Below are 26135 nucleotides of genomic sequence, written 5' to 3' on the forward strand. Positions count from 1 at the left end.
CCAATTAGCGTGCAGAGGTGTGGTGGGACTCGTGGTGACCTATCTCGATGTTGCGGCGACGACGCGTGTGGACCCGCGTGTGGCCGACGTGGTGATGCACTGGATGACTGAGGACTTTGGTAACGCGGGGTCCCGAACGCACGAGTACGGGACCCGCGCGAAGCGTGCGGTGCAACAGGCGCGGGAGTACCTCGCCGGCACCGTACGTGCCGAACCAGACGAGTTGATCTTCACCAGTGGGGCAACCGAGAGCAACAACATCGCCTTGCTTGGCCTTGCCCCCCACGGGGAGCAGAGTGGTCGGCGTCACATCATCACCTCGGCAATCGAGCACAAGGCGGTGATCGAGCCCCTGGAGCACCTGCAGTCTCGCGGTTTCGAGGTCGAATTCATCAAGCCAGGCTCGTCGGGTCGGGTCTCTGTCGAGGCAGTGATGGAGCGGCTGCGTCCGGACACGCTCCTTGTGTCACTGATGCACGTGAACAACGAGACGGGTGTCGTCCAACCGGTGGCCGAACTTGCTGAGCTTCTGAGGGAGACCCCGACATACCTGCATGTGGATGCAGCGCAGGGATACGGGAAGGTCCCTCAAGATCTGACCGCGCCGATCGACATGATGAGCGTCAGCGGCCACAAGATCGGAGCTCCCAAGGGTGTGGGGATGTTGGTTATGCGTCGCCGGGGCTGGGAGAGGCTGCCGCTGCAGCCGATCATGTTTGGTGGCGGTCAGGAACGTAAGCTGCGGCCGGGGACTTTGCCGGTGCCGTTGATCATGGGGCTTGCTGAAGCAGCGAAGATCTTCGAGAAGGGTCATGCTGAGTGGAGTAGGAACGCGGAGAGCCTCCGCTACCGGCTTCTGGAGGCCCTCGCGAAGACGCGATTCCGGATCAACGGGGACCAGGATCATGCCGTTCCACACATCCTCAACCTGTCCTTCGACGGTGTGGACGCTGAAGCGCTCATCGTCATGCTGAAGCAGCAGGTAGCTGTTGCGACAGGCTCTGCGTGCACGAGCGCGTCGTACACCCCTAGCCATGTTCTCACTGCGATGGGGCTGCCCGAGGAGGTGGCCGAGAATGGGCTCCGGCTGTCCTGGTTCCCGAGCCAAGCAGTCGACCTTGATGTGGAGGAACTGGCGGCCCGAATCGCGAGGATGCAGCCTGACTCCGTCTGACACTTCAATCTGACGGTCGGCGCACCAGCCGATGCCCTCGAAGAGCGCGGCAGCAGCGGATGAGCTCTGCTTCCCACCCTTCCTCTGTGCCGATGAGGTGAGGGTGCTCGTACAGCCCCGCCCTCACCTCTGCAGCTGTCAAGCGCCTGTACCGATCCGCATCCGGATCGTCGTGGCTGAGGAACTCGTGCTTGCGGTGGAGCAGCGGTCGGTTCTTGGAGTCGGCGTAGGAGGTGTGGGACGCGTCGAGGGTTCTTAGTTGCACCTGGTAGGAGGACAGGATACGGGGGTGCGGATCGCGGTCGAAGTCCGGATAGTCCAGCCAGCTCACTGCCCGGCCCTGATGATGCAGCTTGGCGAGAGTCCATGCTTGAGGGCGGCCGGCTGCGATCGAGGCACAGTGCTCGTAGAGGCGTAGCACTGTGGGCATGCGGTCGAGAGCCCGCCGGTGTACATACAACGCGGACGGCGTCAGCTTTCCGACTGCTGAAGCGTTCATGGCCCCGCGGATGTATCCGTCGTCGCGCAGCTTGAGCAGCAGCCGATCGGATCGCTGGCAGGCCTCCTTGTATGAGGCGAAGAATGCCCGGACGTCGAATTGGATGCTGAGCGGGAGGCTGCTGAACGGGCAGCGGCCGTTGAAGAGTTCGACGGCGAGGAAGAGTAGCGTGTTCAGCGTCGTCCGCTTGGAGCCCTTTTGCATCTTGGCGTGGTTGGCGGAGTCGCGAACGAGCCGGCGGACCTCGTTTGGGCGCAGGTGGCCGAGGAGCTGGGCCATCGGCTCGGGGACTTCTTCCATGCGCGGTAGGCGGCCTCGCCGTTCAGCGTGATCAACAACCGCAGCGATCGCCGAAGTCGTGTCATCGGAGGCAAGCCACTCCGCGTCGGGGATGATGCGCTGAGCAAGGTAGCGAAGCCGTTCCCGCTCATCTTTGAATGCATAGACAATCCCGGGTGCCGCAGAGACCGTCCGCACGCCAGTTTCGGCCTCAACGTACGATCGTAGTTCGCCTGTTGCATAGAGGTGTTGGAATGTTCGCCGACTGGTGAGCAGCCCGTCGCCGAATGCCTCTCCCTTGACCTTCGACTTCTCCCACGTCAGTCGCGCAGAAGCGACGAGCACTTTGCCAGCAAGGTCCCACGCTTCCCTTAACGCCTTGCGTCGCTCGTGTGGGTCTTCGATGACGTTGAGTACGTAGGTGAGGAGCACAACGTCTGCTGACACCAGCGCGGTGCCGGGTTGGTAGAACGGGTCCCATCCGGCGATCTGAACGTCCAGCTGCTGGAGGGCGCGTACGTCGCCGCCTCGGCCACAACCGTAGTCAAGGACCGTGCGCCCGGGGGCTAGCTGTTTGTCGATCATCGCCTGCCGGGCCGGCACCGAGACGCCTGCTCGACTGATCGCAGTCAGTCTGCGGTCACTGCTCCAAGCCTTCTCTACCATGCTCACGCCCTCGCACAACTTGGTGACAAACGAGGTTAGCGGTGGCTGCCCCAAAGCAAGAAGCTCTTGGAGAAAGCTCAACGGATGAGCTGCGTGATCCCGAACCAGCCGGGGCCGGTCCCACCAAGTTGTGCAGTGGCTGCCCTGGCGCTGCTGCCGTCATCCCAGGTGGATAGGCACAACCTGGCTGACGTTCTGTTCGGTCAGTTCCAGTGCTCCGATCTTGTGCGCCGTTAGCCGAACCGCGTCGGCCTATTCCTTCTTGACGGTCTGACGCTCGCGGCGCTTCTTTGCAATCCAGTCGTGCATAGCCTCGATCAGCGCGTCGGACGGGCTGCGCTTCTCGCCCGCGGCGAGCGCTTCGAACTCCTCGCGGAGCTGCTTGGGCGGGCGGAAGCCCATGACCTTCGTCTGTCCTGTGCGTGGCCTGCCGACCATGACGCCCCTTCGATTTTTGTTTAACAGAACCTAGCACTCACCTGTGTAGATGAATTGACAAGGCAGGCGGGCTCGGTCATTCTTGTTAAACATTAATGACCTCTGACCAGGTGCAAGGGGTGACCAATGAGTCTTCGTCCGAGTTGCGAGGGCGGGGTGCCGCATAGCTGCCCAGCGTGGCCGATCTGGAGGATCCGGTGGAAAGGCGACTCTCTGGACCGAAACTGGTTCCACGCTTGCGGACGCCACCTCAACCAGGTCGCCCTGAAGCAGGCACGGGATGCTGGCGTGGAACTCGACCTCGTACGCATCCTTGCCGGCTGAACGCGTGGCGCTTCGCTCCGCCTTCGCATCGGGAAGGCCATGCTCGCGCCCACCGCGAAGACGGTAGGGGTTCGAGACTCTTCCACGGCCCTCGCCGGACCAGGCTGGGTGACCCAGAGTGGATCGCCGCTGTTAGCGAGGGTCCGAAGGGGGTGGCCCGACGCCGCCGGGCGGTACACCTGGCGCCGCTCCACTGCCGACCAACCTCAAACGCATCGTCATCCAGATCGTCGTGATCAAAACTCTCGCCACAGGTAAGCGGCGAAAACGGACGCGAGCGAAGACTGGACACCCAGCGCAAGAACTGTGCCCGGGAGGGCCGGTGACCAGGACGGACATGGTTCAATCGGTCGGGATTCAGCCGTACCTGCGGCTGGACAGAAGTGCAAGAACGGTTCCTTCAATCTTCGGACACCGGCCCCGCGGTGGCAAGGTGAACGTGTTCTCGGAGCAGCGTCGGCGCTCCGGCTCCACCCCCGCAGATCGACCTTGGGAGAGCACGTGTACATCAACCCGCTTGGAGGCCGTCCTCAGTCGGTCGCCCCGTGTGTCGTCACGGCCATGCAGCCCGCACTACTCGGCCGCCGGCAGGCCATTTTCATCCTGGTGGTGATGTTCCTGGGCACGGCACTCGTGGCCGGTGGAATGGCTGCTCCTGCAGCGGTGCAGCTGCTCGGTGCCGCTGGTCTGCTCGCTGTCCACCTGCTCCACACCATGCCCGGGACGGCAGCGTCCCGGCCAACACGGTGACGAGTGTCGCGAATGGGACGTCCCGAGGGGCCCGTGATCGCCACCCGACGACCGATACTGGTGCTCGCTCAGCGCCTTCGGGAGCAGCGCGGACGTGCCGGGCTCTCGCTTCGCGAATTGGCTGAGCAGTGTGATTGCTCCGAGGCGACGCTCTCACGGGCTACAAGTGGCAGGGTCGTTCCGACCCTTCGTACCGTCGAGTCGTGGGGCAAAGCGTGCGACATCCACGAGACGGAAGCTGCCCGAACCAGAGGGATGTGGATCCAAGCCCGGGCTGCTGTCAGAGGATCGGGGCGCAAAGTTCAGCTCGACCTTGTGCAGGACTTCAATGACCTACGCCGTGCGATGAAAGCGCTAAGAGCATTGGCTGGATCCCCCTCATTGAGGGAACTGGCACGCCTGGCTCCCGGCCGTGAACCTCTCACCAAGAGCACGATCAGTAACATCCTTTTGGGAAGGCACCCTCCCCGCCTGCATCAACTGTGTTCGTTCGTGGCAGCGTGCGGAATCGACAGGCGGCAATGCGCGGAGTGGGTCCATGCCTGGCACCAAGCGGACCGAGCCACGAGGAGCCGGCGACTGTCTCCGAGAGGAAGCGGGTACACGATCGCTCCGGTCGTGCCCCTCGAATCAGAGCTTGCGCCCCGGATCGTCGGTCCACCTCGCGGGCCCACGCTGGAGGACGTGGCCGACCTCCCGAGCATGGTGCGGGAACGACAGCGGAGGCGCGCCGTCGAGTCGCCGCGGTATGTGAGTGGTAGGGGACTAGAGCCGACCCGGGGAGGGCAAGGGGAGGGTGGGCACCTCTGGACGGGCCAACATGAGCACCAGGGCGAGTCGTTCTAGCGCATGTGCGCTGAGGCTGCGATCTGCGGATACGGTTTGCAGAGCGTCGAGTTGGGCGGAAGGTGCGTGGATCCATTCGTGACCATGGTGCTCTCGACTGTCGGCTCGGTCGTCTGCCTGCCGCCCTCACCGGTTCTGGTGAGGGCGGCAGGCAGACCCCCGCTCTGCCGGTCACCGAGCCCGACCGGCGGATGGCGACCATATCGCTGACCGAGGTGACCTGTAGGTCGTCCGAGTGGTCGGTGCTGCGCTGCATGCCCGCTGTGGAACATGGGGCCTCCCGTCCGCATGTGCTGCTGCCAACGACCGCGGTGTTCACCGCGAGAACGTGACGGCATCGATCACGCATGCTGGACAAGGCGGACCGTGCGATGGGCGCGTCGGCGATCGTCGCCCTCACCGCACCGAGCGGCCCAACGCACGTGATCCAATCCAGCAGTCGTCAAACTTGAGCGGGAAGCGCGATTTTGCTACGGGCTACTGTGCTGCCCGCATAGTCGCGGTACTCGCCCTCGCCGATCAGTCGCGCATCTGCGATCAGCTCTCGGAGAGCTCGTCGCTCCCTCTCTGTGGGAAGCCCGCCGATCACGTACCTCAGTATTTTCGCCGCTGTGTCCCTTCCCTTGATGCTCATCCTCTGGCCGCTGAAGTCATAGAGAACCCCCCACCAGGGGTTCTCGACAGAATCTAGGCGCAGGGTGCCTTGGGCATCGAGCACGCTCAGCTTCTGGAAAATGTCGTCGAGAGACATGCCGTCCGCCTTGAGTAGGCCGACGGCTTCTGCCAGAGTCTGCTGACCCACGGGGCGCAGAAGCATGTGGCCGTACCCTCCGCCACTGTTTCGCTCAACCTCGTGTTGGAAGCGCCGGTGCCGGGCGGCAGAGTCGCCAGCTGAGACTGCTTTGAACGTTGGCAACTCGCTGATGTGGTCCCACAGTTCGGAGAAATCCTTGCGGCCAGCAGCGAGCTCCTCGTCATTAGGCCGACGGGCGAGCTCACGTCCCTTCGTAGCCCAGTGACTATACCGATTATCCGCGAGCAGATATTCGCGCGCCATTTCGGTGAGCGTCTGCAGGGTTGTCAAGTGTGCGGAACGCTTCGTGATGGTGCTGTTCTTGAAATTTACGGCGCTCTTGCTGGCCTTAAACATAGGGTGCTCGACAGCAATCCTGCGCGCAACGATTGCGAACCCGTTGTCCTCGTCGAGTTGCGCCACTTCGCCGGGCGTAAGCTTGGATGCTTGCTTATTTACATGCGTGAAGATGCTGCGGATCCTCCGCTGCGCATCAGTTCGAGACTCACCCTTGAGTACAGCGGGGATGATTTCAATTCCCATCCGCTCGGCGCCAAGCTGCTGCAGATGAATCTCATCCAGGCCATGTTCGTCGATGAGCTCATCCATCAGGAGGACCTCATCGGGCTTAACAACCCCCTCTCGATTCCGAACGTCGAGGCGCCCATAGGTAATGAGAGTCAAAGCAGCCTGGATGCCGATCAGCCTATGTTGACCATCCACTGCGTAGAGCCGCGTACCGGGGCTCAGCTGCAGTAGGCCAACGCGCCCTTTGCCGTCGAGGGAGACGAAGTCTGCCGAGGTCTCCTTGGCGCGCCCGTCAACGTCCCACGTGCCACTATTGGGGTCGTCTACCCACGGCGGACATAGGACGGCAAGAATTGGTGGGAACTTGTGATTATCTCTTTCGATGAGATATTTTGCCAATACCGCTTCCCTTGACCAGTCGACCTGACGCTGTGAGATGAAGTCGATACTCTCTTCGTCGATCTGAAGCTTTTGCGTCTTGGGATCGAGGCTCTTCTTGAGCAGGGGCATTGTTGTGGCCAGCGCTACGTTATTCCTGATCCAGTCAAGGGTGGTGGCGGCCACATAGGATGGGCTTCCACCCATGTGCGCGCTTTCGGCGAACAGGGAGCCTTCTCGTGCAATAGCCTCGTCGAGAACTCTGGTGACGACCTTGTCCTGCTTCTCGATGAGAGCGGAAAGATCGGCCAGCTCCTGCTCATCTGCGGCAAGTCCGTCTTGTTCGAGCATTTTCGATCTCCTTGGGGAGTTATCAGACAGTCGGAAGGTGCTGGGCGTAGAGAGTCCTGTTGAATCGAGGATGCAGGCTCGCGATCAAGTCCCTCTCGACTTGATTCAAAAGGGTTGAATCCACAGGGGCGTACCAGAGCATGCGATCCCCCGGGCGGTGGAGCCAGTCTCGGAGGCGTCGGTTTGCCTCGGTGCGCGCTCGGTGGTGAGCCAGCCGCGCCGGGAGGGATGCGGCCTGGCCGACGTAGACCCAGTCGAGGGTCACTACCAGGCCATGCAGTTCCGTGGTCTCGGAGAACGCATAGACCCCGGGTACGTCCGGTACGACGCGGTGGGCGAGGGCGATCGAGCGCACACTCTGCCAGGAAAGTTTTTTGAGACTATCCGCGAAGGGCATGGGTGTAGCCTCGCATTCATCCCACACTGCGTCAAGTCTCTAGAGACAGAGGCCTGTTCGCTGAGACTAGATGTGTAGTCAGGGGTTCGTCAGCGAAGGTAGCGACATGTGTCTGACGGCAGACTGAGTGAGCCGACGCCTAACTCCCGTTCCACGCCTGGCAGGTAGCCGCGCCCGTCCAGCGTCGCGACGTTGCGTTGGGTGGATCGCAGCAGGGCGAGCGTGCGGCTTCCCTTGCATCCACGGTCCGCCAGGAGGCGCCGCAGTCCGGTCGTGGCCGATCCGACCTCCGCCAGCGTCTTCTCCTCGTGCCCAGGCGCGAGGAGACACTTCGGGACCCCATGCTTTCCGCACGTGCTCTGCGCCCTGCACAATGAGTCTCCTAACTATGCCGAGCAGTGTCTGTCCGGGAATGCTTCGCCAGAAGTTGCGGATCACGCCGACGGCATCTTGGTCGTTCCACTGCAGCCCGTAATGGTCTTGACCATGGTTCCGGTGCCCGTCAAAGCGCGGCACCGGTCTCCCGGCCGGCGACCTCGACTCACTCCTGCTGAGGGATCGAGCTCCCGTCTGGCGTCAGCACGGGCACACTGAGCGACTGCTTTTCCTCGAGAAGGGCATGCTTCTGGCTCCAACCATGCATCGGCCTCGTGATGCCTCGCCGCCGCGCGCACGGCCAGACAGAACGCGATCAGAGCGCAACAGCCTCCGCGCCGATCTGCCGCAGTCCTGGCCAGCGGGGTGTCGCACAGCGCTAGGAGCGTCTCCATCCACTGCGCCCCGACGTGACACCGGTAGGCCCTCCGGAGAAGAGCGCCGGTGTCGCCCGCCACGGCGGTGGGCCGGGTGCGGGGACGGCCGACCGGCAGACGGACCCGCACGTTGTTCAGCACCGGGACGAACTGAGGGCTGTCGGCGGCCTGCCTGGCGGTCAGGACGATCGTCATCGGCCGGCAGTGCCGGTCGGAGGCAAGGTGAATCTTGGAGATCAGGCCGCCGCAGGACCGGCCGCTCCCCGGCACGTGGGACATTGTGCGTTTCAGCTCAAGGCCGTCGGCTGTTCCGCAGCGGCGAGCATTGATAGCGCAACCCCTTGCCCACGATCCGGAACCGCTCGCGACCGGCCGCCGAGAACGGGTTGGGCAGCTCGAACACCTGACGGTGCTCCGGGTCCAGGGCGGCGGTGATCAGCAGGATCCGGTACCGACCGCCACGCGCGTGGGTGCGCGCGGCGTTCACTTCGGACGGCCCGAGCTCGAACTCCACGCGCTCGCTGACGGGTTCGCTCAGCGCCTTCACCTCGTACAGCCGTGTGGTGTCACGCCAGGCGACCTCGAAGTCGTACCCCAGGCTGTCCGATGCCTCCCGGTCGCCGTTGATGACTGCGGCGTACCCCGACCGCCAGCGCACCTCGGGGTAATGGCGCTGGAGCCAGGCCCGTGCCGCGACCTCCCCGACCAGACCGATGGCCGACCGCTGGTCCTCACTCGCCTGGTTCAGACGGGCCACGACCACCCGCGACGTGCCGGAACTTCCGCCCCGCCCGGGCTGGGGCACCGGCGCGACCGTGCCCAGGCGTAGCTTGCCGGACTGGGCGAGGAAAGCCTCGTCGACGGTCCTGGAGGCCAGGTCCGCGATGGCGGAGAAGTGATCGCGTCCCACAGCGACCTCTTTCTCGCCGATCATGATGGTGGCCGGGCCCGCCCCGCGTGATCCGGCGGTGCCCTGCGCCGGCCCGGTCTGGGGCGCCAGGTCGGCGGGAGTGAGGCCGAGGAGCCCCGCATCGGCGGTGAGCGGCATGCCGGTCGGCCAGCCCACACCGCGCCGCACCACGTCGAGCAGTTGTCCCTCGCTCAGCTCGATGAGGTCGCTCAGGCCGGAGCCGTCGAGGAAGGTCCGCGCCTCCAGCAGGGGCGCGCCCTGCCAGCCGGTCGGTACGGGTGCTCCGTGCCGGCGGCACCAGGCGGACACCAGCCGGGCCAGCGCTGGAACCAGGGGGTCCAGCGCGGCGGTGTTGAGTTCGTGGAGCCGGTCGATGGGCGGCAGATCGGTGGTTCGGCCGAGATCGTCGTCGGCGCCGTGCGAGCGCAGCCATGCCTGTGTCCTGGTCCGCATCTCGTCTTCGGGCGGGGTGACGAACCGGGGCAGCCAGTCGGAGTCCGGCAGCAGGTCGTGCAGTCGACGGGCCCTGGCGTACGCGGAGAGGTCCGCGCCGTCGCGGGCCGCCGCCACGTACCGTTCCCGCAGCCGGTCCACCAGGGTGCCGGCGATGCCGCGCACGAAGTCGCCGAAGGCCTGCTCGTGGAGATCAGGGTGGGAGTAGGGGGCGTAGCCGGGGCCGAGCGTGGCGAGCGCTTCGTTGAACCGCTGAAAGTCCAGGCCCAGTTCGTCGCGGAGTTCGGCCGGTGAGGTGCAGGAGCGGGCGAGGGCGACGAGTTCTGCGGCCGGCACGGGCAGCGAGACGGTGTATCGGCCGACGATCTGGACGAGTTCGTTCTCGCCTGCCGCTCGGTCGAGCGCCCGCGCGCTCTCCTCGTCCCATTCGGAGCCGAGGAGACAGCACAGGGCCGGGCGCAGCAGTCGTACCGTGTCGTGCACATCTCCCGTGAGGTTGCGTCTGATCTCGGCGACCTTGGCCTCGGTCGTGTCCAGTGCCATCGCCAGGGTGCGGTCGTCGATCCTTTCCGGATCATGGGTGTCGAGCTGCCGTTCCAACTTGACCAAGACCAGCTCCAGCACGTCCTGCAGCCCAGGCCTGCCCAGCAGTTGGGCGAGCGCGGACGTGCACGCCTGCAGTTCGTCCCAACCCTCCTCGCTGCGCCAGACGACGACCGTGGGATGGTCGGCGTCTGGCAGCGGCAGAGCGCGCGTGGTCGGCGGTGGTTCGGTGAGCACGCCCGAGATGACGACCTCCACCTCGTCGGCCCGGACGACACGCACGGTGCGCAGCCGCTCCAGCAGGGCCCGCACACCGCGCTCGCTGCGGCGCAGGAACGCCCCGGACTTCAGTTCTACGGCCAGGGCCACCACCGTGACGAGCCATTCCCTGCCGTCGATGAGCGCGTCGGCGTGTCCGGTGGGGGTGATCGGTTCGCCGTCGCGGTGGCGGACCTGCACATCGGTCGCCGACGTGCGCAGGGTGCGGATACTGTGCGCGTCGGCCATCTCCACGATGGCGTCCCCGCTCTCCGGTCCGGCGACCAGGACGGGATGGCCTGCCAGTTCGACGAGCGCCTCCTTCAGCGGCGCCTGCTCGTCACAGACATGCACGGGCACGTCCTCGGCCGCCGGTACGAAGGTGCCGAGGGCGTTGCCGCGACTGACCACGAGCCGTACCTCCTCACCGGGGAGCCACGGCCAGCGGGAGTTCTGCGCGAGGTGCGACCACGCCCGCCCGTAGTGCTTCTTGAAGGAGACGCTGAGGTACGACGGCACGTCGCCCCGGTGGAGGATCTCACCGAGGTGCTGGACGGCCGCACCGGCATGCCGTGTGTCCTCCCAACTCCGCAGCCCGCACCGACGGAGCCTCGTGGCCGCGGCCTTGTCGGCGAGCAGCCGCCGGGTCTGCAGCGGCAAAGAGGGGACGAAGCCGGGCAGTTCCCCATCGGTGCTGAACCACGCCTCGCCCGGGGTGACGAAGGCCGGGCCGTCCGACTCGGCGTCCTCCACCGGAAGCCAGGGCGTGCGACGGAGGAAGGACGCGAACGGAGTGGGCCAGGAGCGCTCGTCCTCGAACTGGTACGCGGGCCGGTGCACGGTGACGTCGAACACCTCGTCCCGCCAGGTACGGAACCCCAGGATGAGCAGTTCCGCGAACTCGCGCCGGGCCGTTGGGCCGAGGCCCGCGACCTCGGCCGCTCCCGGGAGATGAGCCGGTGGCCGCTGGAACACGTAGGGCGTCCATGGGTGGGCGAACTTAGTCCACCGGGACCGTACGTCCGCCACCCACGCCTGGCCCAGGGTGTCACCGAGCCCGAACCGCAGGGCCAGGACATGGGGTGCGAGGTCGTTGCCGTGGTGGGCTCCCAGGCGATCTCCGACGGTGGACAACCGCAGGCCGTCGGCCACGCCGATGGCCGTGAGGAATTCGAGGTACGCCTCGCGGTCCCGCACCGGCGCGGGCCAGTCGTCGGGGCCGCTGATCCAGCGTCGCCGTTGGGCCGCGAGCTCCGGGATCCGGGAGCCGCCCGCTTCGAGGAACTTCTCCAGCCGTCTCGCGCCTTCGGTTCCCCAGCCCGGTGAGAACGAGCAGCGTGCCGCCCTCGCCCAGGCGCCGTCGGCGAGCGGGACCCGGAAGGCGACCCGCGAGAGCCGGTCCCGCTGGGCCCGGGTCAGCACGGGGAACTGCCGCAGGGCGAAGGTGAGGGCGTCACGGCTGAGGGCCTCCGAGGGCCGTGCCCTGAGTAGGTCGTGCAGCGCGTCGAGGACCTGGTCCAGCTGGTAGGAGCGGACCAGCCCACCCCGCTGCAGGAAGTCCCGTCCCGAGCTCTCCCAGGTGATGCCGGGGTGGGTGAAGGAGATACGGCGTCGCAGCGCCTTGAGGTCACCGGGAACTCGGGTGACGGAGTCGGCGTGCTCGTTCCCGGGATGGAAGAAGACGGTGCCTTCCTTCTTGTCCTTCTTGCCGGGCTCCGCCGCACCGCCGAGCGCCGGTCGCAGGCCGCCGTCCTGGTCGAGGATGATTCGCCGGCCCCGCAACGCGGTGTGCTGGCCGACGAAGGCTTGGGCCACGTCGTTGTAGAAGTCCGCCCAGCGAGGGCTCGTCGACTCGCCGCCCTCAGCCCGGATCTCCTCGGCCAGAGCCTCGACCCAGTCGGCGGTGCTGACCAGCGGGGGGCGCATGGCCCTGGAGACGACCGCTTTGGCCAGCCGGTCGGCACGGGCGTGCCGGACCTGGCCCACGGAGGTGGCCAGCAGAGGGGCTCCGGCCCGGGCGAGCGCCTCGGCGGTGAGGACCCGCCAGGGGCGCCTGCCGTCCGGCCAGGCGTACGTGTCCCGCAGGGTGCCCCAGGACTCCCCGCCCTCCAGAGGGAGGATCGGCTCGGCGGCGAGCTGCCCGTTCACCGCCTTGTCGAGGCGGGCCGGAGTGTCCCAGCACATGAGGTCGAGCACGAGGTCACCCGCGCGGCCGTGTGCGGTCTCGGAACGCAGGCGGTGGGACAAGTCCACGCAGAGACAAGCGAGTTGGTCGAGCAGTAGGTCGTTAAGCGCCACTGCCTCGCTGATCTCGAGACGAGCGAGCTTGGTGAAGAACGGGGCGTGCACATGGCCCGGGAACGGAGCGGAGGACGCCGCGGACATGGGAATGAAGGTGTACATCCGGCCGCTCCGCGGCAGCGGCCGGTCCAGCCGGAGCGCGACACCGACCCACGCATCGCCCTGCCAGTCCAGCCATTTCGCGTCGATCCCGTGGACCTCGACGCTGCGCTCGATCGCCACGCGCAGGGCCTCGGCTTCCAGGGTTCGACGCGCCAGCAGATAGCGCCCGGCATTGCCGAGGTCGACTTCGCTGATCCAGTCCGCCGGCCGCGACTCGACCAGGTCGGAGCGGCGCTGGGCACGCGACAGCACACGCCGTCTGCCGCCGCCATCCGCGTCACGGATCTCCACGACCAGCTCCCGTACCCGGTCGAGGAAGAGCAGCAGGGGCGCCTCGTCGGCTACCACCTCCGCAGCCTGGGCCACGACAAGGCCCCAGGCGTGGTCGTGGCGCAGCGGCAGCCGTACGACGGTCGAGAAGCCGTCCGCGGCGAGTTCCTTGAGCACGGGATCCGTGGCCTCGGCCGGTACCGGCAACGCCAGCGGGGAGATGTCCTGGATCACTCGGGCCGCGAGGGCCGTGTCGTCGACAATCGCGTTGATGTCGTCCGGCCGGGCGAAACGGAAGCAGTAGCCGTCGAACGAGTCGGAAGCGGGCGACGCCTTGGAGTAGATCTCGGGCCAGTCGGTCAGCTGCAGTACGCTGCGGAAGCCGAGCCCCTTGTTCCCGATCCCTTCCCCCGCCCCCTTGCTGGAGAGGGCCAGTTCGGTGATGGCCTTGAAGTTCTCCTCGGTGAATCCGGCTCCTTCGTTGGCGACGTACACGACGCCGCCACCGTCCCCCTGGCTGTTCGCCAGCACGGCGATCCTGCCAGTGCCCCCCGCGGCCAGGGCATCGTGTCCGTTCTGGATAAGCTCCAAGATCGTGCGGCCCTCGTACTCCTGGGCCGTGTCCTCACTGACGGACTTCAGGCTCTCGGCGAAGCGCCAGTCTCCTCCCGCTCCGTCGAAGATCTCGATCCGCCGGCGTGTCAGGGCGGTGATCGCGTCCCCGAACCCCGTTCCTGATCCGCTGCCCCTCATCGGTGTGATGGCCGTTCCCCCTCGCTGAACCGGCATGCCTGTGCGTGCCTGCCGGGAATCGTGCTCATCAGTGTGTCCGGAAGGGGGCACCAGCCACGTTTTCCGGCCAATTCCTTGAAAGCTCGCATGTCAATGCGAGAGGGGGTGGGGTCGGCTCCGTCCCTTGCGACGTCCGGGCACCCTCAGATGTGGTGAACGGCGGGACGACTGAAAGAAGCCGTTCGGCGGCCCGAGTTGTCAGAGGCGGGTGCTAGAGAGCCAGCTCGTTCGCGGAGCAGGTCAACTCTCAGCGCGAAGGATAAACAGTTGCCATTTGGGAACATCTAGAGCGTCTGGAGCAAGGAACTCGTGCTTGCGGTCCAGCAGGGGCCGGTTGGTCGAGTCGGCGTACGCCAGGAAGGAAACCTTCAGGGTGCGGCGGCTGATTCCAACCGCCGCCGACAGCGGCTCGCTTTCCTTTGCGGAACAGCGCCCGGGATCTGACTCGCACTCTGTTCGGGACGTTGTCGTATGTTTGCCGGTCAGGCGTCGTTTCACCTTCATCCTCGTCGTCCGGGGCGGGGTCCCGGACGAAGGCCAGATCGAGGACGTAGCGTTCATCGGCCGGGCACCGTTCCCGGCTGCTGGATCTGTTCCGGGGTCCAGTCGTCGGTGATGCTGCGCAGGGTCTCGTCGTAGTACGCGGACGCGGCTTCACGTCCGGCCCTGCGTAGCCCTCGTAGACACCCGGGCGCGGCAGGGCTACAAGGATGCCGGTTGCGGACTCGATGGTGACAGGAGTGTGCCCTTCGGTATCGACGGAGGGCGCGGGCGGTGTGTCCCAGATGCGGACGGCGATGCGTACGTCGATGTCGGAAGACTGAGGAGGTACAGGTGGTAGCCGTTGCCCGCCACCACCTGTAGTCGCCGGCCGCGAGTGACGGACGCTTGCCCGCAGGATTCTCGCCGTCTGTGAGAAGACGACAACCCCAGTGCCCCGGCTCTTTGCCACCCCAGGTGTCCCTCCCCGGTGGCCGGTCGGTGGCCGGACGCCTTTGAACGACGTAATACGAGGTAGCACAGACCAGCCAGTCGCACATGCTCTGATCAGGCAAAACGGCACTCGGCAGCACGATCAGGCACCACGCAGCACGATCGCTCACGGTCTCGTAATGCGTAGGTCTCGGGTTCGAATCCCGAAGGCGGCTCAGAGAAACCCCAGGTCGGACAGTTCCTGACCTGGGGTTTTCTGGTGTTTGGGGTGGGGCGGGAGTGTGCCGCGTCACCGCTGGTCGCGGGCTCGTCTGAATCGGGCCAGGGCGTCGGGGAGTTCCACGAGGGGGGCCGGGTAGTCGTAGCGGGCTCGTTCCGGGGGTGGGAGTTTCCAGGGCTGGTGGATCGTGGCGCCCTCCAGGCCGGTGAGTTCGGGCAGCCAGCGGCGTACGTAGTCGCCCTGCGGGTCGTGGCGTTTGGCCTGGGTGAGGGGGTTGAGGACGCGGTTGGGGCGGGTGTCGGTGCCGGTGCCGGCCATCCACTGCCAGTTGAGCTGGTTGTTGGCCACGTCCCCGTCGACCAGCAGGTCCAGGAAGTGCCGGGCGCCCAGGCGCCAGTCCAGGTAGAGCGTCTTGGTGAGGAAGCTTGCGGTCAGCATGCGTGCCCGGCCCGGCATCCAGCCCTCGTGCCTCAGCTGGCGCATCGCCGCGTCGATCACCGGATAGCCGGTCAGGCCGTTCCGCCAGGCCCGTGCCTCGGTCTCGTCGTGGCGCCAGTGGTCGTGCCGGGGGCGGTAGTCGGTGTGGGCCGCGTCCGGCCGGGCCGCGAGGACCTGGTGGTGGAAGTCGCGCCAGGCCAGCTGGCGTACGAAGGCGTCGGCGCCGGGGTTCGTGGGGCGGTCGGCCCGGTGTACCAGTTCGGTGGCGGACAGGGTGCCGAAGTGCAGATGGGGGGAGAGCCGGGAGGTGGCGTCGGCCGCGAGGTCGGAGTTCCGGTCGGCGTAGGCGTCCAGGGAGCCGCGAAGCCAGGACGTGACGCGGCTGCGGGCCTCCCGCTCGCCGCCCGTCGCGAGACCCGGTGACACCCCGGTGATGGCCCGGCGTACGGGCAGGTCCAGGGAGCCGATGTGCTCGGGGACCGGTACGGACCGCGGGGCGCCCAGGGGTTTGCGGACGGCCGTCTCACGCCAGCGCCGGAGGTAGGGGGTGAACACGGCGAAGTGGTCCTTTCGCTGCGGGACGTGAGCCCCCGGGGGAACCACCGTGACCACCGCGTCGTGGACCCGGAGCGCGCGGCCCTGTCCGGCGAGGGCCGCGTGCAGCCGTTCCTCGCGCCGCCGCGCGTAGGCACTGGCGCCCCCGGCCACGTGCACCTCGCGGGCACCGGACAGGGCGGCGACCGAGCAGACCTCCTCGACCACCCCGCCGGCCCGCAGCACCAGCCGTCCGCCGCGTTCCCGCAGCCCGGCGTCCAGATCGGCCAGGCAGTCGGCGAGGAACGCCAGTCGGTTGGGTGCGTCGAACCCGGCCGCGTGCACGCCCTCGTCGAGGACGAACAGCGGCACCACCCGGTCGGTGTCCCGCAGCGCGGCGGTCAGGACCGGGTTGTCACGCAGCCGCAGATCGGCGGTGAACAGACAGATGGACACGCTCACTTCGGCACGCCTCCCTGGCCGGGGAACGGAAAATCTCCGCCGGCCGTCCGGTACGACTCCCTGTCGGTCATATGACCGGCCCTTCTCGCTGGTGCCTCATCCACTGGTCCGGAGCGGACCAGGCGGTGGATCGGTGCGCGAGTGGGAACGTATCGGACGGTCGGCGGAGCCGGACCGGGACGTGCCGGTGGGTCAGGCGTTCGTGTCGGAGGGGTACGTGGCTTCGAACGCGGCCCGGAAGAGGGCGGTGACGTCCTGGCCGCTGAGCCCCTCGGCGCGCGCCTGGCGTATCCATTCGGACAGCGCGTTGTGCAGCGGGGAGTCGGGGCCCGTCAGGGGCTGCGAGAGGGAGCGGGTGATGAAGGTGCCCGCTCCCTGGCGGACTTCGGCGAGGCCCGCGCGTTCCAGCTCGCGGTACGCCTTGAGGGTGGTGTTCGGGTTGACCTTGGTGGTCGCCGCGACCTGTGCGGCCGTGGGCAGCCGGTCACCCTCCTCCAGGGCGCCCATCCGCAGGGCCTGTTCGACCTGGTGGACGATCTGGAGATACGTTGCGACTCCGCTGCGCCGGTCGATGCGGAATACGACCACGGGTTTCACCTTCCGCTCGATGCCGACATTTTACGTAGAACGAGGGGGCGCGCCCTACAGGGGGCGTCGCGAGACCCGCCACAGGGTGAACGCCGTGAGGAGCGCCGTGCCGACGAGCAGGATTCCGGCGCCGGTCCACTGCATCGCCGCCATCTGGTCGTAGTCGAGGTACTCGATGACGTCGTTGACGATGCCCTTCTCCTTGATGCACGCGTTCGTGGCCTTCTCGGTCGCTTCGGCGCAGGCGCCCCAGCCGTAGAGCTGTCCGTCGGCGCTCCCGATCCAGCGGTCCAGCTCGTGTGCGTCGGAGAGCCGGGCGGGGATGTCCTCGTTGAGGGGGTAGGTGAACATCCGGGACGGCGCCAGGTGGACCCGGAGCACGCCCCAGGCGACCTGCGCGACGACGGAGAAGACGAAGGTCACCACCATGGCGGCCAGCACGCGGCGCAGCAGTACGCCGATGGTGATGCCCGCTGCCGTGAGGAAGAGGCACAACGCTGGCAGCATGGGGCCGGTGTTGTCGAAGATGGAGCCTTCGAGCCACGAACTGTAGAACGCCGAGCGGTAGGGCTTCCACCACCAGGTGAAGAGCGCGGAGAGCACCGCGCCGGCCACCAGGGCCACCAGGAGGCACCAGGTGAGCTTGACGGCCAGCCAGCGCCGGCGCGTCACGGACTGGGTGGTGGCCAGCTGGGCGGTGCCCTGCTCCTGGTCGGCCGCGATCAGCGGGGCTCCGAGGAAGACGGCGAGGACCACCGGCAGCGAGTTCAGCACGGTGGACAGGTAGGAGTATCCCTGTCCCAGGGGCTGTTGGGCCGGGCTCTTCTCGGGCCAGCCCACCGCGTCGAGCAGTTGGACCAACTCGGCGCGCTGGTAGAGGATCCAGGCCGAGCTGAACACCACCAGGGCGAGGACGCCGCCCAGCGTGGCACGGTGCTGGCGTACGAACAGCCAGTTCAGCCCGCGCAGCATCCGGGGCCTGGCGGCTCGTCCGGTACGGGGTTCGGTCAGGGTGGTGCTCATGCGGTCCTGGTCCCTTCGGCCTCGACACGGGCGCCGGGTGTGTACAGCGCGGGTGCGTCCGGCGAGCGGAGATGGGCGAGCAGCACTTCTTCGAGGCTGGGTTCGGTGATCTGCCAGGCACCGCCCAGCGGACCCTTCGGCCGCACCATCGCGTGGAACTGGCGGCCCTGGATCCGTGCCTCGATCAGCGTGTGGGGAGCGAGTGCGGCGGGCAGCGCCCCGTCCTCGGTCACCCCGGTGACCAGGGTGTGCGCCGGAACCAGCGCGTCGGCGTCACCGGCCATCCTGATCCGGCCTCCGGCGACGACCAGCAGGTAGTCGCACATGTCCTCCAGCTCCGTCAGCATGTGTGAGGACATCACCACGGTGGTGCCGCGCTCGACGGCCTCCGCCATCAGCAGCGTGCTCATCTCGTCGCGGGCCAGCGGGTCGAGGTCCGACATCGGCTCGTCGAGCAGCAGCAGATCGGGCCGCTTGCCGAAGGCGAGCGCGAAGGCGACGCGGGTGCGCTGACCGCCGGAGAGCGTACCGACCCGGGCGTGCATCGGTACGTGGCCGGAGCGGACGATGCGCTCTGCCGCGGCCATGTCCCAGCCGGGGTTGAGCTCGCTGCCCATGCGCAACGTCTCCGCCACGGTGAACCGCTTGAACAGCGGCTTGTCCTGTCCGAGGAAGGCGAATCTGGGCATCACCGCGGGGTCGTCCACCGGCACGCCGAAGACGCGGAGTTCACCCTCGGTCGGTTCCACCTGCCGGGTGGCCAGTCCGAGCAGGGTGCTCTTGCCCGCGCCGTTGGGGCCGACGAGACCGCAGATCCGGCCGGCCGGGAGCCGGAAGGAGCAGTCGCGCAGGGCCCAGCCGCGCCGGTATCGCTTGCTCAGGCCGCGGGCCTCCAGTGCCCACGCGCCTGAAGTCCCGTTCGGGGTGCTCGTGTCCGCCACGCGCCTCGCCTCGATTCCACTAGTCAACTAATGGAATCATTGTCTGTGGGGTGAGTGGGTGTCAAGGCGGGTCGCCTCGCGTGGTGTGGGGGAACGCCGTGGCACGGAGGGGAGCGGCACGCTCAAGGAGATCGGGCTCGGCCAGGACGCGGAGTACGCCTGTCGCACCCTGTTGAAAGAACCGACAGCAGAGGCGCAGGTGCTGGCGGAGCAGTTCGGATGGTCCGTGGCGGAACGGTTCGGCTGGTCCGTGGCGGAGCAGTTTCCGCTGGTCCGTCGGCCGGGTTCCTTCCGCGCTCGTCGAGCTATCCGATACTCGGACTCAAAATGCTGGTCCAGTCCCAGGAAAGGGAATCGCTGAAACTCCAGCAGACGATTTCGGGGGCAAGCTCGCGGTGGCACGGCTCATCGCCGACCACCGGGACGAGGAGGAAGGGGTGGTCGGTGCGGGTCGGACGCGTCTACTCGGACAGCTCTCAGCCGCGCAGGTAGGCCAGTACGGCGAGGACCCGGCGGTTCGTGGATTCGGACAGGCTGAGGTCGAGCTTGGTGAGGATCGAGCCGAAGTGCTTGCTGACCGTGCCTTCGCTGACGGTCAGGGCCGCGGCGATGGAGGCGTTGGACTTGCCCTCCGCCATCAGGGCCAGCACCTCCTGCTCACGGGCCGTCAGCCGCGACAGGGGATCGCGGCGGTGCCGGATCAGCTGCCTGACGACTTCCGGGTCGACCACCGTGGCGCCCTCGGCCACCCGGTGCAGGGCGTCGATGAACTCCTCGACGTTACCGATGCGCTCCTTGAGCAGATAGCCGACGCCGGTGCCGTCCGATGAGTCCAGCAGATCCTCGGCGTAGGCGCGCTGCACGTACTGGCTGAGCACCAGGACGGGCAGGTCCGGCTGCTTCTCGCGCAGCTCGACGGCGGCCCGCAGACCCTCGTCGGAGAAGCCGGGCGGCATCCGTACATCGGTCACCACGATGTCCGGGCGGTGTTCGAGCACCGCCGCGGTCAGCTCCTCGGCCGTGCCCGCTCCGGCGACCACCTGATGGCCGAACCGCTCCAGGAGACCGACCAGGCCCTCCCGCAGGAGCACGCTGTCCTCGGCCAGTACGATGCGCAACATCACGTCCTCGATCGGGCGGGTGAGCAGGGGACTTGAAGACGGAACACCGTGGGCCCCCCGGGCGGACTGGACACTAGCAGGTGGCCGCCGAGCACCGAGAGGCGATCGGCGACGCCCTGGAGCCCCGTGCCGTCGACCGTGTCGGCGCCGCCGATCCCGTTGTCCTCGACCTCCACCGTCAGCCGGCCCCTCTCGGCCCGACCGGTGACTTCCGCCCGGGTCGCGCGGCTGTGTTTGGCCACGTTCGCCAGGGCCTCGCAGATCGCGAAGTAGACGGCGGTCTCGATGGCTTCGAGCATCCGGCCCGGCAGGTCGAAGCTCACTTCCACCGGTACCGCGGAACGGTCGGCGATGTCCTCCACGGCGGCCTCCAGGCCCCGGTCGGTGAGGACTTGGGGGTGGATGCCCCGGATCAGTTCCCGGATCTCCACCAGGGCCACCCCCGCCTCCTCGTGCGCCTTGGCCAGCAGGCTGCCGAGCGGCTCGGCCGGGTTCTCCAGTCTGGCCAGGCCCAGCGTCATGGAGAGGGCGACGAGCCGTTGCTGCGCCCCGTCGTGCAGGTCGCGTTCGATACGGCGGCGTTCCGCCTCGAAGGCGTCCACCAGACGCATCCGGGAGCGGCCCAGCTCCTGGATGCGGGAGTCGAGCCCGGACTCCGGGATGGAGAGCAACTGCCGTGTCAGTACGGCGCGTCCGGCGGCCAGCACGCCCAGCGGATAGGCGAGCAGCGGGAGGAGCAGGACACCGGCCAGCAGGGCGGCGAACGCCTCCGGGTAGGAGTCGGCGATCCAGAGCTTGAGTACGCGGGCCTCCTCGTCGCCGCCCGCGGCCATCATCGCGGGCGTGGCGATCAGGCCCCCGCACACGGTCAGGACGGTGCCGACGGCGAGCCCCTCCAGGGGCCACAGCAGGCAGGCGAACAGCAGCGCGTAGCCCAACTCCCGCCAGGTGGAACGCTCCTGGAGCCGCGTACGCAGCCAGGAGTACAGCCCCGTGCTCCGCGGCTCGCGGTGCGGGCCGGGGATCGGGTCGCGGTCCAGGAGCCGGAGCCTGCGGCGTTCCAGGGCGGCCAGCGGGATGCCGGTGAGGACGAGCGTGAGGAGCAGGGGCACACCGACCAGGACCACGGTGAGCACGCTGCCCGCGAGGGCGAGCAGCAGCAGGGTGGCCAGCGTGGCGATACCGAGCGGCACGCTGGTCAGCAGATAGAGCGCCGAGCGCCACGGCCAACCGCTGAGGACATAGCGGCGCTGCTGGAGTGCCTGCCAGAGGCTGGAGGAGTGCATGACGGCACGCTATGAGACGCCGTGCGGGCGGACCACCCAGCTGGCTCCACCCTTGGGGTGGGCACTGCCTCTCCCGGAGAGACCGCTCCGGTGGAGAGCGGGGTGCCCGCGCACCACGGCACGCGTCCGTCGGCCGGTGCGCTCACCACCGCGGCGCTCGGTGCGGTGGCGGGCAATGTGCTCGCCGCTGCTCGTCACCACCTCGCTCCCCGCGCTCCTGTCGCTGCGGCGCGGGGGCCGGTTCGCGGCGGGGTGACGGGTGGCGGGGCGGCGGCACGTCCGCTGCGGGGCAGCGGGACGGTTCAGAGGCGCTCGGCGATGAATGCCAGCAGTTCCGCCTCCGTCGGCACCAAGTAGAAGTGGTCGCCGGGAAAGACCCGGCTCTCGAATCCGGCCGTGGTGAGCGACGACCAGGATTCCAGTTCCGCGACCGGGCAGCCCGGGTCGCGGTCCCCGCCCACCGCGGTGACCGGCGCCCGGAGCGGGGCGGGATCGTGCGGCCGGTAGGACTCGATCACCCGGAAGTCGCTCCGCAGGGACGGCAGCAGCAGCGGCCGCAGATCGGGGTCGTCGTACACGGACGAGGCCATGTTGCCCAGGTGCCGTGCCGCGGCGATGAGCCGCTCGTCGTCCAGGGTGTGCAAGGTGGCGCTGCCGCGCGGGGCGTGGGGCGCGCTGCGTCCCGACACGATGACGCGGTCGGGGACGATGCCGTGCCGCTCGTCGAGGCGGCGCGCCACCTCGTAGGCGACCGCGGAACCGAGGCTGTGGCCGAACAGGACGAACGGCAGCCGTCGCGGGCCGGTGACCACGGGTTCCAGCGCGTCGGTGATGCGGTCGGCCAGCTCGGCCATGGTTTCGACGCACGGTTCGGCGAACCGCTCCTGCCTGCCCGGGTACTGGGTGGCGAGCAGTTCCACATCGGCGGGCAGATGACCCGGCCAGCGGTGGAAAAGGGTCGCCGTGCCGCCCGCGTGCGGGAAGCAGATCAGCCTGACCCTGACCTTCCCGTCCCTCCGGTACGTCCGGAACCACTGATTCCTGTTTTCGGCGTCGATGACCGCCACGCGAACCCACCCCTCCGGGGCCTCGGCCCCACTCGTGCACGTCATGATCCGGCCTCGGGTCCCACTCGTGTACGTCATGATCCGGCCTCGGGTCCCACTCGTGTACGTCATGATCCGGCCTCGGGACCCACTCGTCCACGTCATGATCCGGCCTCGGGACCCACTCGTCCACGTCATGATCCGGCCTCGGTGTGGCCGACGGACGTCCTTGGGCGGGCAGGGTCCTGTCGGCGCGGCTTCCCGCCTTCCGGCCCGCCGCCCTTTCCGCACCGGTGCAGCCATCGTGCGCAGGAAGGTGGAGCTATCTCCACCCCCAGGATTCCGCTCCGCTCCGATGTGCCGGAAGCGCGGGCCCTATTGAGTGGACACCATGAATCAAGCAGCCGTCCGGCTCAGTTCGGTCACCCGGTCCTACGGCAAGGACGCCGGTGCGGTCACCGCGCTGGACCGGGTCAGCCTGGACATTCCCCAGGGCACCTTCACCGCCATCATGGGCCCGTCGGGCTCCGGCAAGTCGACACTGCTCCAGTGCACCGCGGGACTGGACCGGCCCACCAGCGGCCAGGTGTTCCTGGGTGACACGGACCTGACCCGGCTCAGCGAGAAGAAGCTGACGCTGCTGCGCCGCAAGCGCATCGGGTTCGTCTTCCAGGCGTTCAACCTGCTGCCCTCGCTGACCGCCGAGCAGAACGTGGCGCTCCCGCTGCGACTGGCCGGGCGCCGCCCGAAGCGGGCCCAGGTGCTGGAGGTGCTGGAGCAGGTGGGGCTGCGCGAGCGGGCCGGGCACCGGCCCAGCGAACTGTCCGGCGGCCAGCAGCAGCGCGTGGCCCTGGCCCGCGCCCTGGTGACCCGCCCCGAGGTGCTCTTCGGGGACGAGCCGACCGGCGCCCTGGATTCCACCACCAGCAGGGAGGTGTTGTCCATGCTCCGCTCGATGGTGGACGGCGGCCAGACCGTGATCATGGTGACGCACGACCCGGTCGCCGCCTCCTACGCGGACCGGGTGCTGTTCCTCGCCGACGGCGTGGTGGAGGACGAGCTGTACTCGCCCTCCGCCGAGCAGGTCGCCGCGCGCATGACGAAGCCGGCGGTGGTCCCGTGCTGAGCCTCGCACTGCAGGGCATGAGGACCCGCTGGGTCACCTTCGTCGGCTCCTTCATCGCCCTGGCCCTGGGCGTCGGGCTCATCGCGGCCACCGGGCTCGCGCTCGCGGCCACCTTCAGCGCCCCCGACCGGGGCCCCGAACGGTTCGCCCAGGCCCCCGTCGTCGTCCAGGCGTCCGACCGGCTCCGCGTGGACACTCCGATCGGCATCCGTACCCAGCCGCTCGACAACCCCCGCCCGGTGCCCGCGAAACTGGCCGCCGAACTGGCCGGACTCGGCCGCACGGTCCAGGACCGTACCTTCCCGGTCACCGTCGAGGACGCGAACCTGGACGGCGATGTCGAGGCGACGGTCGGCCACCCCTGGTCGGTCGCGGGCTCCACCCCGTACCGGCTCTCCGGCGGACGCGCCCCCTCGTCGCCGGGCGAGGTCGTCGTCACGGCCGGGCCCGGGGCCGATGTACGGGCCGGGGACCGGATCCGGGTCGCCACACCGGCCGGCACCGGCACCAGGACCGTGGTCGGCACCGTGGCGGCCGCGGGCTTCGAGACCGCCGTGTTCTTCACCGACGCGGAGGCCGCCAGGATCTCCCCGGCCATCGACGCCGTGGTGGTGCACGCCGCCGCCGGCAAGGTACGGGAGGTGGCCGGCGAGAAGACCGGCCTGACCGTCCTCACCGGCGACGACCGGCGCCGCGCCGACCCCGACCCGGACCGCGACGACGAGGCCCTGGTCTCCGTCAACGCGCTGCTGGGCACCGCGGCGGCCATCACCGGCTTCGTCTCCGTCTTCGTCGTCGCCTCGACGTTCTCCTTCGCCGTGGCCCAGCGCAGGCGCGAGTTCGGCCTGCTGCGCACGGCGGGCGCCACCCCCGACCAGGTGCGCCGGATGGTGTACGCGGAAGCCGTCGTCATCGGCGTCCTGGCCTCGGCCGCGGGCTGCTGGCTGGGGGCCGCCGGAGCGCCGCGGCTGGCCTCCTGGATGGTCGATGTGAAGATCGCGCCGCACTGGTTCGCCATCGGTGACCAGACTTGGCCGCTGCACACCGCCTTCTGGACCGGACTGTTCGTGGCGATGGCCGGGGTACTGGTCTCCTCCTACCGGGCCGGGAAGGTCGGCCCCACCGAGGCGCTGCGCGAATCGGCCGTCGACAGCCGGGCGATGCCGGTGAGCCGCTGGCTGATGGCCACGCTCGTGCTGCTGACCGGACTCGGGCTGCTGGGCATGGCGCTGGTCTCCGACCCCGGGGACGTACTCAAGCGCAAGACCTACATCACCCAGCCGATGCTGCTGATCGTCGGGTTCGCCCTGTTCGCCCCGGTCCTGGTGCGGCCGCTGACCCGGCTGCTGACCTGGCTGCCCGCCCAGCTGCCCGGCGCCACCGGCGTACTGGCCAGGGAGAACGCCGCCGCCGGAGTGCGCAGGACCGCGGCAGTGGCCGCTCCCGTCATCATCACCGTCGCCCTCGCCGCCTCGCTCATGGGGACGACGGCCACCATCAACGAGGCCAAGGCCACCGAGGCGCGCAACCACACCGTCGCCGACTTCGTCGTGGCCTCGGAGGGCGAAGGCCGGGCGATCTCGCCGCAGTTCGTCCAGCGCACCCGGAACATCGAGGGCGCCACGGTCAGCGCGTCGCGCTCCACCGGGGTGACCGTGCTCGAAGAGGGCACGGCGCTCGTCAAGTCCGAGGCCAGGGCGGTCACTCCGGCCGGGCTGGCCGCCGTGTCCGATCTGCCCGTGGTGGCGGGCCGGCTCACCGACCTCGACGACGGCGGCATCGTCGTCAACGAGGAGTGGCTGACCACGACCGTCGGGCAGCGGGTTTCCGTCTGGCTGGGCGACGGCCGCAAGGTCTCGCTCAGGGTCGCCGCCGTCCTTGGTACGGGCACCGGCAGCAACGGGGTGTATCTGACCCCGCGCAACGCCGCGGGCGCGGGCATCGACCGGATCGACGTCAAGGTGGAGGACGGCGCCGACCGGGAGGCCGTCGCCGCGGCCCTGCGCGAGGCGGGCGCGGCCACCGGAACCGAGGTGCTCACGAAGAGCGAATGGGTGGACGAGCACTACCCGCGCTCCAGCGAGAACACCCGGCTCGGCCTCCTGATGATCCTGGGCATCGCCCTCGTCTACACGGGCATCGCCCTGGCCAACACCCTGGTGATGGCCACCTCCGACCGGGTCCGCGACCTCGCGGTGCTCCGCCTCTCCGGCGCCACCAAGGCGCAGGTCCTGCGCCTGGTCGCGGTGGAGGCGCTGGTGGTGGTCGCGGTGGGGGCCGTGATCGGCGGCGCCGTAGCCGGGCTCAACCTGCTCGGGGTGTGGGGCGCGCTGGGACTGCTGGACGTGTGGTCGGCGGTCGTCGTGCCCTGGGGGACCGCCGGGGCGGTCGTCGCGGCGAGCGCCGTACTGGCCATCGTGTCCGCCGTACTGCCCGCCGCCTTCGCGCTGCGCGTCCGGCCGGTCGAACTGGCCGGCATGCGCGAGTAGTCCGGGCTCCGGCGGCGGACTCAGTTGCCGCCGAAAGGGCTGTTGGTGCGGCTGTTGGTGCGGATTCCACGGGTGCTTCGGCCGGTACAGCGCAATGGCCGGGGCCGTCGTTGCCCGGAACTTC

General features: G+C 68.3%; 16 protein-coding genes and 1 pseudogene. 5 read left to right on the plus strand and 12 right to left on the minus strand.

The features are described 5' to 3' along the window. Positions 1 to 31 precede the first annotated feature (31 nt). Positions 32 to 1174 (plus strand): cysteine desulfurase DndA, encoded by a 1143-nt coding sequence (dndA, locus tag OG413_RS13215; protein ID WP_266805344.1) that lies wholly within the window; start codon positions 32 to 34, stop codon positions 1172 to 1174. Positions 1175 to 1178: 4 nt separating this feature from the next. Here the strand turns inward: dndA and OG413_RS13220 are convergent, their stop codons facing one another. Together OG413_RS13220 and OG413_RS13225 are read right to left on the minus strand one after the other, a co-directional pair. Then, a complete protein-coding gene (locus OG413_RS13220) occupies positions 1179 to 2618 on the minus strand; it encodes a DNA phosphorothioation-associated putative methyltransferase (protein ID WP_266810110.1) in 1440 nt (479 codons plus the stop codon). Between the two features lie 252 nt (positions 2619 to 2870). Further along, positions 2871 to 3056, minus strand: coding sequence for a hypothetical protein (locus OG413_RS13225; RefSeq protein ID WP_266805345.1), 186 nt, complete (start codon positions 3054 to 3056; stop codon positions 2871 to 2873). An 885-nt stretch (positions 3057 to 3941) separates the two neighbouring features. Between OG413_RS13225 and OG413_RS13230 the strand changes: the two genes are divergently transcribed. Both OG413_RS13230 and OG413_RS47110 read left to right on the plus strand, forming a co-directional pair. Next, the gene (locus tag OG413_RS13230; protein ID WP_266805347.1) at positions 3942 to 4130 is read left to right on the plus strand and encodes a hypothetical protein; all 189 of its coding nucleotides are present in this window, start codon (positions 3942 to 3944) and stop codon (positions 4128 to 4130) included. 12 nt (positions 4131 to 4142) lie between these two features. Then, positions 4143 to 4976 (plus strand): helix-turn-helix transcriptional regulator, encoded by an 834-nt coding sequence (locus tag OG413_RS47110; RefSeq protein WP_353962287.1) that lies wholly within the window; start codon positions 4143 to 4145, stop codon positions 4974 to 4976. Positions 4977 to 5418: 442 nt separating this feature from the next. Here the strand turns inward: OG413_RS47110 and OG413_RS13235 are convergent, their stop codons facing one another. The 10 genes and pseudogenes from OG413_RS13235 to OG413_RS13280 all read right to left on the minus strand — a co-directional run bounded on the left by OG413_RS13235 (position 5419) and on the right by OG413_RS13280 (position 22417). Continuing rightward, the gene (locus tag OG413_RS13235) at positions 5419 to 7026 is read right to left on the minus strand and encodes a DGQHR domain-containing protein (protein ID WP_266805349.1); all 1608 of its coding nucleotides are present in this window, start codon (positions 7024 to 7026) and stop codon (positions 5419 to 5421) included. Positions 7027 to 8244: 1218 nt separating this feature from the next. Next, positions 8245 to 8433 (minus strand): annotated as a pseudogene (locus tag OG413_RS13240) (IS5/IS1182 family transposase); the annotation flags it as partial. Between the two features lie 34 nt (positions 8434 to 8467). Further along, positions 8468 to 13765 carry an ATP-binding protein gene (locus OG413_RS13245; protein ID WP_266805351.1) on the minus strand — a complete coding sequence of 1766 codons (5298 nt, stop codon included), beginning with the start codon at positions 13763 to 13765 and terminating at the stop codon, positions 8468 to 8470. 1261 nt (positions 13766 to 15026) lie between these two features. Next, on the minus strand, positions 15027 to 16391 hold the full coding sequence (locus tag OG413_RS13250; protein WP_266805353.1) for a deoxyribodipyrimidine photo-lyase: 1365 nt from the start codon (positions 16389 to 16391) through the stop codon (positions 15027 to 15029). A gap of 192 nt (positions 16392 to 16583) precedes the next feature. Next, entirely contained in the window at positions 16584 to 16988 is a 405-nt protein-coding gene (locus OG413_RS13255; protein WP_266805354.1) for a GntR family transcriptional regulator, read from the minus strand. A 45-nt stretch (positions 16989 to 17033) separates the two neighbouring features. After that, positions 17034 to 18002 (minus strand): ABC transporter permease, encoded by a 969-nt coding sequence (locus tag OG413_RS13260; protein WP_266805355.1) that lies wholly within the window; start codon positions 18000 to 18002, stop codon positions 17034 to 17036. Further along, positions 17999 to 18943, minus strand: coding sequence for an ABC transporter ATP-binding protein (locus tag OG413_RS13265; protein WP_266805356.1), 945 nt, complete (start codon positions 18941 to 18943; stop codon positions 17999 to 18001). Before OG413_RS13265 ends, OG413_RS13260 begins: the two co-directional genes overlap by 4 nt. Positions 18944 to 19419: 476 nt before the next feature. Then, complete coding sequence (locus tag OG413_RS13270) at positions 19420 to 20064, minus strand: response regulator transcription factor (RefSeq protein WP_266805357.1); 645 nt, start codon at positions 20062 to 20064, stop codon at positions 19420 to 19422. Next, positions 20064 to 21350: a sensor domain-containing protein gene (locus OG413_RS13275; protein ID WP_266805358.1), complete on the minus strand. Its 1287-nt coding sequence runs from the start codon at positions 21348 to 21350 to the stop codon at positions 20064 to 20066. The genes OG413_RS13270 and OG413_RS13275 overlap by 1 nt, the downstream gene beginning before the upstream one ends. Positions 21351 to 21652: 302 nt before the next feature. Next, positions 21653 to 22417: an alpha/beta fold hydrolase gene (locus tag OG413_RS13280; RefSeq protein ID WP_323137852.1), complete on the minus strand. Its 765-nt coding sequence runs from the start codon at positions 22415 to 22417 to the stop codon at positions 21653 to 21655. A 370-nt stretch (positions 22418 to 22787) separates the two neighbouring features. Between OG413_RS13280 and OG413_RS13285 the strand changes: the two genes are divergently transcribed. Both OG413_RS13285 and OG413_RS13290 read left to right on the plus strand, forming a co-directional pair. Then, positions 22788 to 23522: an ABC transporter ATP-binding protein gene (locus tag OG413_RS13285; protein WP_266805359.1), complete on the plus strand. Its 735-nt coding sequence runs from the start codon at positions 22788 to 22790 to the stop codon at positions 23520 to 23522. Continuing rightward, on the plus strand, positions 23516 to 26011 hold the full coding sequence (locus OG413_RS13290; protein ID WP_266805361.1) for an ABC transporter permease: 2496 nt from the start codon (positions 23516 to 23518) through the stop codon (positions 26009 to 26011). The genes OG413_RS13285 and OG413_RS13290 overlap by 7 nt, the downstream gene beginning before the upstream one ends. The last annotated feature ends 124 nt before the right edge of the window (positions 26012 to 26135 follow it).

It is taken from the genome of Streptomyces sp. NBC_01433 (genome assembly GCF_026340105.1).
Taxonomy (GTDB): domain Bacteria; phylum Actinomycetota; class Actinomycetes; order Streptomycetales; family Streptomycetaceae; genus Streptomyces.